Below are 13700 nucleotides of genomic sequence, written 5' to 3' on the forward strand. Positions count from 1 at the left end.
GCCGCTCCGCGGTGGCCAAGATCACCTCCCGCGTCGCGGCCCCCCGCTCGGGCCGCGCAGTCCTGCCCGCCATCACCCTCTCCTCCCTGTCCACCCTGCATCGCATCGTAGGCGCCACCCATGTAAATCATATGGTTTAATCGAATCAATCACACGCTTTATCCGGAGGCTTTGCCGTGCCCCACACCCGCGCCATCGTCGCCTTCCTGCCCCGCCGGCGTACCCCCTCTCACTGACGACTCAAAGGAGAACATCATGGCTACATACGTCCTCGTCCACGGTGGCGCTCATGGCGGCTGGTGCTACCAGCACGTCGCCCGGATCCTGCGGGCGGCGGGACATGAGGTGCACACCCCGACCATGACCGGCGTGGGCGAGCGGGCCCACCTGCTGCGCCCGGACATCGACCTCGACTTCCACATCAACGACATCATCACGATGCTGGAGTACGAGGACCTGCGCGAGGTGATCCTGGTCGGCCACAGCTACGGCGGCATGGTCATCACCGGCGTCGCCGACCGCGCCACCGACCGGATCGGGCACCTCGTCTACCTGGACGCCGCCACCCCGGTCAATGGCCAGGCCCTCGCCGACGTCTCCCCGGCGCAGATGCGGGCCGCCCGCGCCGCCGGCCGCGTGGTCGACGGCGTCGAACTCGTCCTCTGGCCCGGCACCGAACCGATCCCGCACTACGGGGTGACCGACCCCGGCGACATCGCCTGGCTGACGGCACGACTCACGCCGCATCCGTACAAGTGCTTCGAACAGCCGCTGCGCCTGACCAACGAGGCCGCGCTGTGGGACCTCCCGCAGACCCACATCGTCTGCACCAACACCCTCCCCCACCGTGACCCCGCCCGCATGACGAAGGCCGCCGCCGCGGGCCGCGTCTGGGACATCGACACCGGCCACGACCTGATGATCACCGAACCCAAGGCCGTCGCCGACCTGCTGATCCGAGTCCCGGCCGCCTGATCACCGCTGAAGGGAAGACCCATCGTGAAAATCACCATCGACCAGGACAAATGCTGCGGCGCCGGTACGTGCGTGCTGCTCGCGCCGGACGTGTTCGACCAGCGCGACGAGGACGGCATCGTGATCCTGCTGAACGAACGGCCGTCCGACGAACTCCACCCGGCCGTCCGCGAAGCCGCCGACGTCTGCCCCGGAGCGGCGATCTTCGTGAGCGAGGACACGTGAGCGTGCTCGCGGCCAACCGGGTGCTCTGGAACTCATCGGGCGTTCCGCAGGTCAACCTGTGCGGTGCCGCTGACGCGGCGCCAAAATATCAGATTTGACTTATATAAGCCTAGGACGGTACGATCTCCGCCGTGCACGTGTTCGACATCCTCGGCGACCCCACGCACCGGCGCATCTGGAGCCGTTCGCCGGCCGTGAGCAGACCTCCGGGGCGAGTCGGCCATCTCCCAGCCCTGGGAACCCATCCGGCAGGCCGGGGCGGGCACGGATACGGGCAAAGCCGATCCACCACCGACAGAGGCATGACATGAAAGACGTACTGGACGAGCTGGCCGCCGTGCGCCGGGCGATGGGCAACGGCAGAGTGCCCGCCGGCGAGGCGTACACCGTGGAGTTGCGGCGTCGATACGATGCGGAGATCGACGACGTCTGGGACGCCATCACCAGCCCCGAGCGGCTGCGCCGCTGGTTGAAGCCGGTCACCGGGGACCTTCGGCTGGGCGGAAAGTTCGAGTTGGACAGTGGTGAGCACGGCGACATCCTCCGGTGCGAGCCGCCGCGTCTGCTCAAGGTGTCCTGGCTGTACGGACCGGACGCCGACGCCTGGCCCGGCACGAGTGAGGTGGAAGTGCGCCTGGTCCCGGGCCCCGTCGGCGACACGGAGCTCGAACTGATCCACGCAGCGTTCATTGGGGAGCCCTCCTTCCCCACCTACGGCCCCGGCGCCGGCGGCGTCGGTTGGGACCTGGCTCTGCTCACCCTGGCCCGGCTCTTGGCCGATGGCGAGATCGCCGACCACGAGGAGTTCGAGAAGTCGCCCGAAGGACGCGAGTTCAGCCGGCGCAGCGCCGCGGCCTGGGGCCAGGCTCATTTGGCCGCCGGTGGCGAACCGGAGCACGTCGCGGCCGCGGTCGAGGCCACCACCAGGTTCTACGCACCCGACCCGGCCTGACGTTCCTCTAGAAGGAAAAGAATGATGCGCCCATGAGATACACCGTCTCCATCGAGATCGCCCTGCCGAGGGAGAAGACGGTCCAGCTGCTCGCCGATCCGGCGCACCTGCCGAAATGGCTGCGGGGCCTGGTGCTGCACGAGCCGCTGAATGGGGAGCACGGGCAGCTCGGCACCAAGTCGCGGGTCGTGATGCAGATGGGCCGGCAGAAGATCGAGTGCACCGAGACCATCACCCGCCGGGAACCGGCAGATCTGCGCGAGGTCCCGAAAACGAGCGTCGTTCACTTCGACCGCGAGATCGTCGGCAAGGGCATGTGGAGCGCCGTGCGCGACCGGCTGACCGAAGCCGGCCCGGAAACGACGCTCTGGGAGGTCGAGAACGAATACCGGTTCAGCGGCTTTCTGATGAAGCTGGTGGGACTTCTGATGCCCGGCGCCTTCCGCAAGCAGTCGCAACAGCACCTGCAGGACTTCAAGGCGTTCGCCGAGCAGGGAAAGGACGTCCGCGAAGCGACGGGCTGATCTGCCGCAACCGGTCAGGCGTCTGACGGCGTGGCGTACCAGCGGAATCTACCCGAGCGAGACCGACGGTCCGCCATCTGGCCTTCGGGAACCGGCGTGAAGGGCCGGCGCCTGCCACATCGCGACGATCACCTCGATCAGCCCGTCGGCCGTGTCATTCCAGGTGGGCCGGAACGTGGGGACGTTTTCGGCCAGGGCCCGTTCTCGCTCGACGCACATCTGCACGACCAGATGACGGGCCATGGTGGCCCGTTCGCGATGGATCTCGGCGGGCAGGCCGGGCAGGGAACGGGTCAGGCCGTCTTCGAACAGCCGCAGGATCGGGGCGGCGGTCAGGGCTTCGTCGACCATGATGGCACTGAAGGCGGGGTCGGACCGGCCGAAGCCGGCGGCCGGTCAGATCCTCGTCGAGGTCCACGTGGCGGGCATCAACTACATGGGCGTCTATCAGCGCACTGGTGCCGTCCCGCGGGAAACCCCTTTCACGCTCGGTGTCGAGGGTGTGGGCGTCGTGACAGAGGTGGGAGACGACGTCAACGACTTCGCGATCGGCGACCGGGTCGGCTGGTTCGGCGGTGGCAGCGGCAGCCACGCCGCATTCGCCTGGGAGAGGCCGCCAAGGCTCACACCGAGCTGGAAGTCCGCAACACCGCAGGCAGCGATGACCCCCACTTCCCCTGTGGCCGCGAGCAGGTCTACCCCGGGGGGCGGTTCGACCTGCACCTGGAACCGTTCCGGGCGGCCGTCGAGGCGGGAACCACGGCGATCATGCCCTACTACGGCATGCCCGTCGGGCTGGTCTACCGAGGCCGCGAGATCGAAGAGGTCGGGTTCGGCTACAACAAGCAGATCATCACCGGCATCCTGCGCGACGAGCTCGGCTACGACGGCGTCGTGGTCACCGACTGGCAATTCGTCAGCGACGTCCTGATCGGCGGCCGGCACCTGCCCGCGCGCGCCTGGGGCGTGGAACACCTCGACCGGCCGGCGCGCATCCGCAAGATCCTCGACGCCGGATGCGACCAGCTCGGCGGCGAGACCTGCACCGACGTCCTGCTCGACCTCGTACGCGGCGGGCAGGTGCGGGAAGGCCGCCTCGACGAGTCCCTCACCCGTCTGCTGAGCGTCAAGTTCGAACTCGGGCTGTTCGACAACCCGTACGTCGATGTAGATCATGCCGCCGCGTCGGTCGGCACCCCCGAGGCCGTCCGGGCGGGCATGTGGGCGCAGACGGCCTCGGTCGTGCTCCTGCGCCGCCCCGAGGCACACCCGTGGCCGCGCACGGTCTACGTGCGGGGGATGGCGCAGGAAGCGTTCGACGGCCTGGCCACGGTCGTCGATGACCCCGCCGGCGCCGACGCGGCCGTCGTCCGGCTGGCCGCCCCGTTCGAGCCACGCGACGACTTCGTCTTGGAGCCCTTCTTCCACGCCGGTAGCCTCGAATTCAGTGCCGACGTGGTGTCGGAGCTGGCCGATCTGGCCGCGCAGGCGCCGCTCGTCGTGGACGTGACCCTGGACCGTCCGGCGGTGCTGACGCCGGTGGCCGATCTCGCCACCGTGCTGCTGGGTTCCTTTTCCTCCAGCGACCGGGCGATCGCGCTGGTGGTCACCGGCCACGCGGCGCCGAGGGGCGAGCTGCCGTTCGACCTGCCCGCCTCGATGGCGGCCGTCGAACGCTCCCGCTCCGATGTGCCCGGCGACCTCGATGACGTGCTGTTCGCCCGCGCGCCGCAACCGCCTGGCTGAGTTGGTCCAGAGGTTCCGAACCATCACCGATGCCCAGGACGGCCAGGGACAGACTCACACCCGTCGCCGGTGGCGTATCGCAATGCCGAGCCGTCACCAGCGGCCGGCGGCGCACCGGGTGTGTTCGTGCGAGGCCACGTCAACGTGCTGGGCCGCCACTCCTTCCGGCTGCCCGATCCGCCCGGCGGCACACGGCCGCCGGACAAGGTCGCCCACCGCCGAAATCAGACGCCTTCGCGCAGGTACAGGTCGCGCAGCAGGCCGATCTCGCCGCCGTGATGCGAGACCTCGACCAGAGCGTGCAGCGCGAGCTTCAGATATGTCTCATCGGCCCAACCGCCGGGGCCCAGGCCGATCGGCGCCAGCAGGCGTTCGTCAGCGGAGTCGGGCGTTCCTCGCGTCCGAACCTGCGCTGGGAACATCCCCTGGCGGGCTCATCGGACATTGCCCTGCCCTGCCATGCCCGCAAAGGTGCTTGTCCGCGTACCGACCTGAGCGAGAGCTATCGCGACCTGTCCAGCCAGGCGAAGTCCGGGCGGACGCCCCGTTCGATGAGATCCTGGCCGGCAGATCTCAGGTCGAACATCGCCGATACGTCCGGTTCGGTGCCCGGCGTCGTCCAGCACGACTCCAGGCCGGTCATCAGGCCGGTCAGAATGCGCCGGAACTCCAGCGACAGCTCCGGCTCCGACGTCGAGGGCTCGAAGTGGTGCACCTCGGGCAAGGTGATGGGCGCACCACTGAAACTCCACTCGTCACCGACCTTGATCAGCCGCTTCTGGACGAACAGTTCCTTGAACAGGTAGTAGTGCGCGTGGCTCGTTCCCTCGCCGGTGGGTGAGTTCGGCGAGTCGGGAACGCCTTCCCCTTCGCGCTTGATCCGGTCGATCGTCGCGATCGCGTCGGCTACGGTCCTGATCGGCGGCGCGAGGGGGACCTCCACCGCGATCGCGCCCGGGTCGATCTCTGGCTCGGTCTCCCGGAACGTCTCGGCGATCGTGTCGTAGAAGGCGCCGATGGTCGCCGGTGCCTCTTCCATGCGGGCGACAGGGGGAAAATCTGGCTGCTCGATCTGCATGAACACCGCGATCTGATCCTTGACCAGCGGCTTGAGGTCGACGGGCAGCTCTTGGGGGATCCCGCCGGGCAACTCGTTCGCCGGGTAGTCGGGCAGGAAGTCCGCGTTGGCCACCGACGGCGTGCCACCGACCGCCGTCAGCAGGTTCCCCGCCAGAGCGAAGTGGTGCATCTCCTGGATCACCACCCGATGCACAACGGCCCGGGTACGGTCCGGATCGTCCTTGACCGACCACTCAGCGCACAGGTAGGGCGGGATCGTGGCGAACTCCAGCCGCATCGCGAGTTGCAACGCGCCTTTGAGATCATCCGGCGACAGGATTCGTGCCTCGACATACTCCCTGAGCGTCTTCATGGGAGGAGTCCGCGTAGTCGCCGGCTTCATCGCACACCGTCACTTCCAGGCTCACCGGGGCCGCAAGATTTCGCCGGTCTCGGCGCCCCGTCCCACTTCTCTCAGACGTCGAGGAGTTTTCCCAGGTCATCGCGGCTCATACGTCATCATTGTTTTGTCGAAACCTGGGAATGCAGGGCATCCGTGCTGGGAAGCTCGTCTGTTAAACGGTTGTGAGTGTCGGTGAAGACGAGCTTCATCGTGACCGTCCATGCTCCACCGCCTTCGCTGCGTCACAGACTCCCCTCCTGACGCGACCCGCACATTGGTGATTCCTGACCGATGACCACGCAAGAGATTGAGCACCTCCTGGTTGTCCATGGCGAGGCCGGGTAGCTCGGCAACGAATGCGACATATGCCGACAAACCGCACGGGGGAGACGATGGTCGAGGACCGCGGATATCTGGAGACGCTGAGATCGATAGCCGAAATGGCGAGGTCGGTGGAAACCGGCCAATCGCCAGAGACCAGCGAAGGGCTCGTCGCGTCGCACAACGGCGCGGCGCCCGGGTCGTGCATACTCAAAAGTCTCCCCGCCCGGCTACTGGTAAGGGCGGCGGAAACCGCGATCCGGGTCAACCCGCTCAACGCCCCCCACCTTGTGGGAATGGGCGACATGACCAGCAACGGACGAACGGCGCCCTCCCCTCAGCGCATCTCGGTGGTCCGGCAGAAATACTGGGGACCCTCCGCACGGCAGCTCCCGGTCAGCTTCATGGAGAACACGCCGATCGACCTGCAGGACCACATCATCGCGCACCTGAACGCCTGGGCGCAGACCTCGTGCGTGTCGTTCGTACGCACCAACGGCGTCGGTACCGTCCGGATCTCTCGTGGTCCTGGCGGCTACTACTCCTATCTCGGGACGGACGTCCTGCTCATCCCGCAGGGACAGCAGACGATGAATCTCGAGGGATTCACGATGCAGACCAGCGAGGCCGAATTCCGGCGTGTGGTCAGGCACGAGGCCGGGCACACCCTGGGCTTCCCGCACGAGCACATGCGAGCAGGCCTGGTGGCCCGGATCGACCGCGACAAGGCCTACGTCTGGTTCTGGGAGAACTACGGCTGGGACCCGCTGACGGTGGACCAGCAGGTGCTCACACCGCTGGACGAGGCGTCCTTGTTCGGCACGCCCGTCGACCAGACCTCGATCATGTGCTACCAGCTCCCAGGGTCGATCACCAAGGACGGCCAGCCCATCACGGGCGGGCTGGACATCAACACCGCCGACTACCTGTTCGCCGGATCCATCTACCCGAAGATGGCCCTCCAGATGGCGCCCGGTACGGCGGCTGACTGGGACGAAAAGGACGATGTCATGGCTCCTGACGTGCAGGCGGGGCTGCGCCAGACAGGCTCCGTGCCGGTCGGAGTGTGAGCCGCGGCGATCCGGGGGGCGCACGTGTCCCGGCGGCGCTCATGCGAAAGGGGTGAGCGCCGCCGTGGCACGCGTGATCGAGCTCCGGCCAGCGGAGGAGGCCCCGGAGTCGCTGACCCTGCGGACCGGGGACCTGCTCATGGTCTGGGCGACGGGTGGCCGGATCCGCTCCGGCACGGACTCGCTCGAACTTCTCGGACCTTTCCTGATCGGCGTGCTCGGGATCGACGGACTGGTCCACACGCCGGAGGGCCCGCCCGGCAAGGTGGCCCTCCTGGCGCGCCGCCCCGGCCGGGCCGAGATCGAGTTCGCTCTCGGCGGCCCCTGGCCGGCGATCCGGTGGGTGACGATGACGTTCGTGGTCGAGTGAGTGCCGCCCGATCGCAGGATGGGCAGCGGAGCGATTCGTCCTGCTGCGAGGGTGGATGCGAGGTGGCACTGGCGGTGGTGAAGGATCTTCGGGTGGCGCGCCCCGGCCACTGCGGAGGAAGGCGCCGGAAACCAACGTTAGGCACCTGGAGCAGGTACGGGCTTCTGTCCCTGGCCTCGCTACGCGACGCCGAGCCTGGAAGCGGCGGCACCTTCGGTTCGTCTACTCACGCTCGTCGACCGCGACGCAGTCGTCGCTGCACCTTCTCACCGAGGCCGGCCTCCTCATCCAGACCGAGGGCTGCTGCTGTTCGAAGACTCGGCCGCCACCTCGAAGATCCCCGTTCTGGAGAGCCTTGCGTTCGCCGCGGCCGCGCACCCGGCAGTGAAGCGGGACCCGCTCACGGCAACGCCGCCGGGGTGAGGTTCAGCCGGTCAGGCCGGCGTCGTGGGCGAGCAGGGCGATCTGGGTGCGGTTGTTGAGGTCGAGCTTGCCGAGAATGCGCGAGATGTGGGCCTTCACGGTCGCGATGCTCATGAACAACTCGCCGCTGATCTCGGCGTTGGACCTGCCCCGGCCCACGGCGACGGCCACCTCCCGTTCCCGTTCGCTGAGCGGGCTCAGCACACGCACGGCGTGCTGCCGCCGCGCGGCGGCGCCGGTGTCGGCGACGTGGGCGATCAACTGGCGGGTCACCGTCGGCGACAAGATGGGTTCCCCGGCCGACACCCGTACGATCGCGCGCAGGATCTCGGCGGGCGGCGTGTGCTTGAGCAGGAAGCCGCTGGCCCCGGCGCGCAGGGCGCGCAGCACGTACTCGTCGGCGTCGAAGGTCGTCAGCACGACGACCTCGGGCGGGTCGGGCCGGGCACGCAGCAGTTCGGTGGCGGCCAGGCCGTCCAGCACGGGCATGCGGATGTCCATCAGCACCACGTCCGGGGCGCAGGCCTCCACCGCGGCGGGCACCTCGGCTCCGCAGGCCGCCTCGCCCACCACGCTCATCTCGGGCGAACCGCCGATGATCATCGCCAGGCCGGCCCGTACCAGCGGGTCGTCACCCACGATGAGAATCCGGATCGTGGCGTTCACCTCGGCCACGGCAGCCATGCCCACAGCCGGAACTCACTCGTGGCGGTCGGGCCGTACTCCAGCCGTCCACCGGCCAGGCCGGCCCGCTCGGCCAGGCCGATCAGGCCACTTCCGCCGCCCGGGATCCCGGCGACGGCGGTGGCGCCGGCCGGGTTGCGCACCTCGACCGTCAGCCCCTGCCCCGCCGACGGTCACCGACACCTGGCCGTCGCGGCCGTGCTTGCGGGCATTGGTCAGCCCTTCCTGCACGATCCGGTACGCACCGCGCCCGATCGCCGCGGGCGCGGCCGCCGGTTCCCCCACCCGGCAGTCGAGCAGCACCCGCATGCCCGCGCGCCGTGACTGATCGACCAGGTCGGGAAGATCGGCCAGGGTGGGCTGGGGCCGCTCCGGCCCCTCCCCGGACCGGTCGAGGCCGGCGCGGAGCATGGCGATGACCTCGCGCAGATCCTCCAGCGCCCGGTGCGCGCTGTCGCGGATCACCCCGGCGGCCCGGGCGACCTCCTCGGGCGCGGCGTCGGGACGAAGCTCCAGCGCCCCGGCGTGCAGGCTGAGCAGGGACAGGCGGTGGGCGAGCACATCGTGCATCTCCCGGGCGATCCGGTCGCGTTCGGACTGGCGGACCTGGGCGAGGCGCAGTTCCCGCTCGGACTCGACCCGCCGGGCCCGTTCGCGCAGGGACTGCCGCCGGGCTCGTACGAACATCCCCCAGGCGAGCACCGCGGCCATGCAGGCGAAGCCCAGCAGGACCTGCCACCAGGGCGGCACCGGGACGTCCGGCCGGACCAGCGGCGTCAGGAACGGCACCAGCACGCACCCGGCCACGATCAGGCTGGCCACCGCCACGCGCCGGTGCGCCGCGACGGTGAACAGCGCGATAAGCGCCACCCCCGCGGCCGACATCGAATAGACGCTGAACGCCACCGCGACCACCGCGAAGCCGACCGGCCGGCGCCGCCGCAACCACACCCCCAGGCAGCTCAGCCCGCCGAGGGCGGCGTCCACCGCGAACGGCGCCGGTGCGGGATGCCGGCCGAGTCCTTCCACCACGCTGATCGCCGTGAGGCCGATGGCCAGCAGGAACAACGCCACATCGGCCGCCCAGTCGCGCCCGGTGCGTCCGGCCGCGCGCGCCGGGGCGGGCTCGGGGCCGCTGAGCGCGCTGGCGGGGAGCAGGATCCGATGGTCCAGGCCTGCCGGGGTCGTCACGACCAAAGGGTACGTCCGCCCCCGGTCCAGCGGAATCCGACCAAAGTAGATCCCGTACCGCCGACCTTCGGTCATCCGGGCGCCGACCTGCGGCTGTAGCGATGCTCCCGCCCGTCGCGTCAGCCTGTCCCCATGACCGGTACGGGCGGCTTCCGTCATCGCCGGCAGCCGCGCGGAACCGGCCGGGAATCCCTGGCCCCCGTCCAACGACCCAGAAAGGCGCCGAGGCCGAAATGAGTGACGTGCGAGCAAGACTCTCCACCTTGTGGATCGTCGTCATGTTCAGCATGCTCTACGCGGATGTTCTCAGTTTCCTGAACGCCGGATTTCTGCGGGGACTCATGGCGGGGCATGCCGAGGGCGTTCCCGTCACCCCGCTGCTCCTGGTGGGATCCGCGGTCATGGTCGAGATCCCGATCGTGATGGTGGTGTTGTCGCTTGTGTTGAAACCGGCGATGACCCGGCGGGTCACCTTGGTGGCGGTCCCGCTGACCGCGGCGTTCATCATCGGCGGCGGATCGGCGAAACCTCACTACCTGGTCCTGGCAGCCGTGGAAATGGTGTGCCTGGCCGTCATCCTGCGGCAGGCCTGGCGCATGGACATCTCACCCGCCGTGAGCCGTCCTGCGGGATGAGGCTTCGCCGATGCCGGGCCCGCACCTCGTTCACAAGACGCAGCGGGTGCCCTCGGGTGGTGTCTTCAGGTCGACCAGGAGCTGATTACGGCCATCCATCGAGGGGCCCTGGCGGAAAGCCACTGGGCACCGAAGTGCTGCTGGCCGATCAGCTGCGGGTGCTCGGCCCCACCACCCGCATCAACCTTGCGTTCTGGCAGAGGGTGTCGCATAAACGAGGAGTTCTGACGCGCCGCGTCACCCCACTCGGCGGTATCCGGTTTGCTCCCGGCCGTCGGGCCGGGCCCCTCGCGTAAGCCATGCCGGCGATGACAGATGCTCTTTCCGAGCACGCACGTACGGGATCGCATGGACGACCTACCGGCGCGGGTGCTTCCGCGGCCGTCCGATCGGTGTTCAGCTCCTTCGGATGATGTTCTACTGCTCGTCGAGAAAAACTTCTTCGATCGTCAGGTCGAACACCTTGGCGAGGCGGAAGGCGACGGGGAGGCTCGGGTCGAACTTGCCTTTTTCGATCGCGATGATCGTCTGCCTCGACACGCTGATCCGCTGAGCCAGATCAGCCTGCGTCCAGTCGCGTTCGGCCCGGAGTTCCGTGATGCGGTTCTTCATCGGTATCTGATCATGCCAGCGGCGAAGGCGATCAAGAAGACGACTCCCAGGAGCGCGGGCAGGACCGCAGTGTTGACGTCGTAAGTGATGAGGCCGGCGTTGTCCGCGACGACATAGGCGAATCCGCCGACCCACCCTGCTCCGAGGGAGATGGCCAGGGCCTCCTGCATGACCTTGCGCTGCAACTCATCGACTTTTTGAAAGAAGCGAATGAAGGCGACGATCCATCCGATGCCGACGGCCAGGTTGACGGCGACCGCGGCCCAGCTCGCCGCCGGTTGCTGAGGGTCCCACAAGCCGTCGGGACCGAACTTGGCCAAGGCGAGGGTCGCCGTCCAGGCGACTGTCCAGAGTACGAGCCGGACGGCTGCCTTGGTCGACTCCCGGTAGTCCCCGGTCGTGGTGCGTGCTTGCATGGGTCGCCCTCCTGCGGCGAGAAGTAAAGGACACTTGACACGGTAGGAGGAGGCCGCCGTGATGTCAAGTGTCCTTTACGTCGGCCGGGTCGACCCCAGATCAGGGCGCCATGGAACGGCCATTGGTTCCGTCCGACAACTGCGGCCAACGAAGCCGGCCCGCGCCTCAATGGCGGCCCGAGCCGGGCCTGCTTCCTTGAAGGCGGCGTGGGAGAAGGAACGCGCCGAGTTGGTTCAAGTTTCAGGGGATTGACACCATCCGGTTCCGGTGGCCGGCGAAGACTCATGGTGGTTGCCGCCCGGTGCACGGTGGTCGGGTCGTTTGGCCTGCGGCGGTGCTCAGCGCGCTGGTCGATGATGGGCCGCTCCCCGTCCCGTACGAGCAGGACTGCTTCGGCGTCGGCTCGGTCCAGGCGGTGGACGCGGCGATCATCGGGGAGTCGTCGCGTCCCAGAGAATCGGCGTACTCGACGGTCTGCCGGCGTCCCTGGGATGGTCCTGGTTCGCCTGTCTGTGGCCTCGTTGCCCGCGATCATGAGAAGAGGCGCCGTCAGCAGGCGTTGATCAGGCCCCCGGGCGAACCACCCGGCGCCGGCCCGGAGAACCGCCCGCGGCGAGGACCGCCCAGCCCGCCGCCATCGTGGCGGACATGAGCAGGGCCAGGGCGCCGAGCGTCTGGCCGTCAGGGTGAATCAGCGCCTGGCCGCGCAGCGCCTGCCAGGTCACGACGACGATCAGGCCCGCGTACGCCACGGCCGCTACGATCATCAGGCCCGTCCGGGTCTGCTCGTCACGCAGCCGGGTGACCCGGCTCGCCAGGAATCCGAGCACCAGTGCCACGATCAGCATGACCTGCAGCCCGTGCAGGCCGACGAAGTGCGGGATGCGCAGGTCGCCGCCGACCGTGCTCCATCCGGTGAGCGGCAGTCCGGGACCGCCGTCCGGGACGCCCACGTTGTGCTGGGCGGCCAGCGGGACCACGTGCCCGGCCGCGTCCTTGGCCGTCCACACCTCGTTGGACCTCACCGGTATCAGGAGCCCGAGGCCGATCCCGGCGATCACGAAGGCCAGGCCCGCGCGAATCGCCCAGGTGAGCACTCGGTCGCCGACCCTTTGGAAGATCAGAAGCCCGGCGAGGACGACGTTCGCCAGCATGAGCAGTTGTACGCCCACGCTGAAGATCGGCTGGATGACGTTGTTGAACGGGTCGTCCGCCTGGTTGAAATGGCTGAACGTGCCGCGTGCCGCCTGGACCACGACGACGCCGACGTCCAGCATGCCGGTGACGGCCAGCAGCGTCGCCATCCACCAGGTCCAGCGGCTCGCCCGGTGCGGCAGTGTCAGCAACCAGGCCAGCGTCAGGCCGTACACGATGAACGACACGGCGAACTTGAGGGGTTTGCCCCAGACCGGCGCGCCGAGCAGGACACGGTCATCGGCCACCATGCCCACGGCCGAGACGACCAGCAGCAGTGCCATCGAGGCGACCATCAGCAGGAGCGGGCGGTGCAGGGGGCGGGTCGCCGTACGGGGTGGGTCGAGGACTGCGGACATCGGCACGCCCTTTCGAAGCGGAAGCCGTGATGAGGGAACAGCCCTGACGTTAGGAATCGGCTCGTTTCCGCCCCAGCCTGGCGGCCCCCGAACCAGCGGGCGGCCAGCCGTCTCACGGGTGGTAGGGCCAGCCGTACCGGGGTGTCCGGCCTGCTTTCGTGGTGTTCCGCGGTATGAGGCCTCCCAGTACTAGTGGAACGATGAGCCGGGCTTAGTGTCACATAATTTGACACACCATCTCTGACCAGGCCAATCTTGCGTTGTGACGGATTCAGAGGGTGTGGCGTTCCTGCGGTCGGATGTTGCCCGGTTCTGCAGCGAGATCGCCGATCTGGCTCCTGCAGTACGGCTGGCGCGGCTGGCGGAGCTACAGGCGATGCTCGATGACGTCACCTCGCAGGCGATGGCCGCGGCGATGGCGGACGCCCGCGGTGAGGGGTGGGGGCTGCGCCGGATCGGCAAGCATGCCGGGGTCTCCCATGAGCAGGTCCGCCGGATGCTCATGCCGTCCGAGACGCAGCCCGCCACGCCGGGGTGAAG

The 13700-nt window shown here is 68.5% G+C and carries 17 protein-coding genes and 1 pseudogene; 10 read left to right on the plus strand and 8 right to left on the minus strand.

The window, feature by feature from the left end; translation table 11 throughout:
• The first annotated feature begins 255 nt into the window (after positions 1–255).
• The 4 genes from C4V41_RS43760 (at position 256) to C4V41_RS43775 (ending at position 2676) form a co-directional block, all read left to right on the plus strand.
• The gene (locus C4V41_RS43760; protein ID WP_103961960.1) at positions 256–975 is read left to right on the plus strand and encodes an alpha/beta fold hydrolase; all 720 of its coding nucleotides are present in this window, start codon (positions 256–258) and stop codon (positions 973–975) included.
• Between the two features lie 24 nt (positions 976–999).
• Complete coding sequence (locus C4V41_RS43765) at positions 1000–1200, plus strand: ferredoxin (RefSeq protein WP_103961961.1); 201 nt, start codon at positions 1000–1002, stop codon at positions 1198–1200.
• A gap of 307 nt (positions 1201–1507) precedes the next feature.
• Positions 1508–2152, plus strand: a complete 645-nt coding sequence (locus tag C4V41_RS43770; RefSeq protein ID WP_200824626.1) for an SRPBCC domain-containing protein — start codon at positions 1508–1510, stop codon at positions 2150–2152.
• 32 nt (positions 2153–2184) lie between these two features.
• Positions 2185–2676, plus strand: coding sequence for an SRPBCC family protein (locus C4V41_RS43775; RefSeq protein ID WP_103961962.1), 492 nt, complete (start codon positions 2185–2187; stop codon positions 2674–2676).
• A gap of 48 nt (positions 2677–2724) precedes the next feature.
• Here the strand turns inward: C4V41_RS43775 and C4V41_RS63405 are convergent, their stop codons facing one another.
• Positions 2725–3027, minus strand: coding sequence for a hypothetical protein (locus C4V41_RS63405; protein ID WP_103961963.1), 303 nt, complete (start codon positions 3025–3027; stop codon positions 2725–2727).
• A gap of 1 nt (position 3028) precedes the next feature.
• On the opposite strand from C4V41_RS63405, the pseudogene C4V41_RS66250 reads away from it, so the two are divergent.
• Both C4V41_RS66250 and C4V41_RS43790 read left to right on the plus strand, forming a co-directional pair.
• Positions 3029–3229, plus strand: a pseudogene (locus C4V41_RS66250) (alcohol dehydrogenase catalytic domain-containing protein); the annotation flags it as partial.
• Between the two features lie 170 nt (positions 3230–3399).
• Positions 3400–4422, plus strand: coding sequence for a glycoside hydrolase family 3 N-terminal domain-containing protein (locus tag C4V41_RS43790; protein WP_407670153.1), 1023 nt, complete (start codon positions 3400–3402; stop codon positions 4420–4422).
• Positions 4423–4646: 224 nt separating this feature from the next.
• Here C4V41_RS43790 and C4V41_RS43795 read toward each other — a convergent pair whose 3' ends face one another.
• Positions 4647–4844 (minus strand): hypothetical protein, encoded by a 198-nt coding sequence (locus C4V41_RS43795; RefSeq protein ID WP_200824627.1) that lies wholly within the window; start codon positions 4842–4844, stop codon positions 4647–4649.
• Positions 4845–4924: 80 nt separating this feature from the next.
• Positions 4925–5854, minus strand: coding sequence for a ferritin-like domain-containing protein (locus C4V41_RS43800; protein ID WP_160150585.1), 930 nt, complete (start codon positions 5852–5854; stop codon positions 4925–4927).
• Between the two features lie 656 nt (positions 5855–6510).
• Here C4V41_RS43800 and C4V41_RS43805 point away from each other — a divergent pair.
• Positions 6511–7275 carry a M12 family metallopeptidase gene (locus C4V41_RS43805; RefSeq protein ID WP_200824628.1) on the plus strand — a complete coding sequence of 255 codons (765 nt, stop codon included), beginning with the start codon at positions 6511–6513 and terminating at the stop codon, positions 7273–7275.
• Between the two features lie 64 nt (positions 7276–7339).
• The gene (locus C4V41_RS43810; RefSeq protein ID WP_103961965.1) at positions 7340–7645 is read left to right on the plus strand and encodes a hypothetical protein; all 306 of its coding nucleotides are present in this window, start codon (positions 7340–7342) and stop codon (positions 7643–7645) included.
• A 426-nt stretch (positions 7646–8071) separates the two neighbouring features.
• On the opposite strand, the gene C4V41_RS43815 is transcribed toward C4V41_RS43810, so the two are convergent.
• Positions 8072–8752 (minus strand): response regulator, encoded by a 681-nt coding sequence (locus C4V41_RS43815; RefSeq protein ID WP_103962181.1) that lies wholly within the window; start codon positions 8750–8752, stop codon positions 8072–8074.
• Positions 8753–8767: 15 nt separating this feature from the next.
• Positions 8768–9943 (minus strand): sensor histidine kinase, encoded by a 1176-nt coding sequence (locus tag C4V41_RS43820; protein ID WP_327537507.1) that lies wholly within the window; start codon positions 9941–9943, stop codon positions 8768–8770.
• A gap of 233 nt (positions 9944–10176) precedes the next feature.
• Between C4V41_RS43820 and C4V41_RS43825 the strand changes: the two genes are divergently transcribed.
• Positions 10177–10578 carry a DUF6326 family protein gene (locus C4V41_RS43825; RefSeq protein ID WP_268808802.1) on the plus strand — a complete coding sequence of 134 codons (402 nt, stop codon included), beginning with the start codon at positions 10177–10179 and terminating at the stop codon, positions 10576–10578.
• A gap of 417 nt (positions 10579–10995) precedes the next feature.
• Here C4V41_RS43825 and C4V41_RS43830 read toward each other — a convergent pair whose 3' ends face one another.
• The 3 genes from C4V41_RS43830 to C4V41_RS43840 form a co-directional block, all read right to left on the minus strand.
• On the minus strand, positions 10996–11190 hold the full coding sequence (locus C4V41_RS43830; protein WP_103961967.1) for a helix-turn-helix transcriptional regulator: 195 nt from the start codon (positions 11188–11190) through the stop codon (positions 10996–10998).
• Entirely contained in the window at positions 11187–11606 is a 420-nt protein-coding gene (locus C4V41_RS43835; RefSeq protein WP_103961968.1) for a hypothetical protein, read from the minus strand. Before C4V41_RS43835 ends, C4V41_RS43830 begins: the two co-directional genes overlap by 4 nt.
• A gap of 564 nt (positions 11607–12170) precedes the next feature.
• Positions 12171–13160, minus strand: coding sequence for a hypothetical protein (locus C4V41_RS43840; RefSeq protein WP_103961969.1), 990 nt, complete (start codon positions 13158–13160; stop codon positions 12171–12173).
• Positions 13161–13422: 262 nt separating this feature from the next.
• Between C4V41_RS43840 and C4V41_RS43845 the strand changes: the two genes are divergently transcribed.
• On the plus strand, positions 13423–13698 hold the full coding sequence (locus C4V41_RS43845) for a hypothetical protein (protein WP_103961970.1): 276 nt from the start codon (positions 13423–13425) through the stop codon (positions 13696–13698).
• Positions 13699–13700: the final 2 nt, after the last annotated feature.

This window comes from Nonomuraea solani, from assembly GCF_900108335.1.
Lineage (GTDB): Bacteria > Actinomycetota > Actinomycetes > Streptosporangiales > Streptosporangiaceae > Nonomuraea > Nonomuraea solani.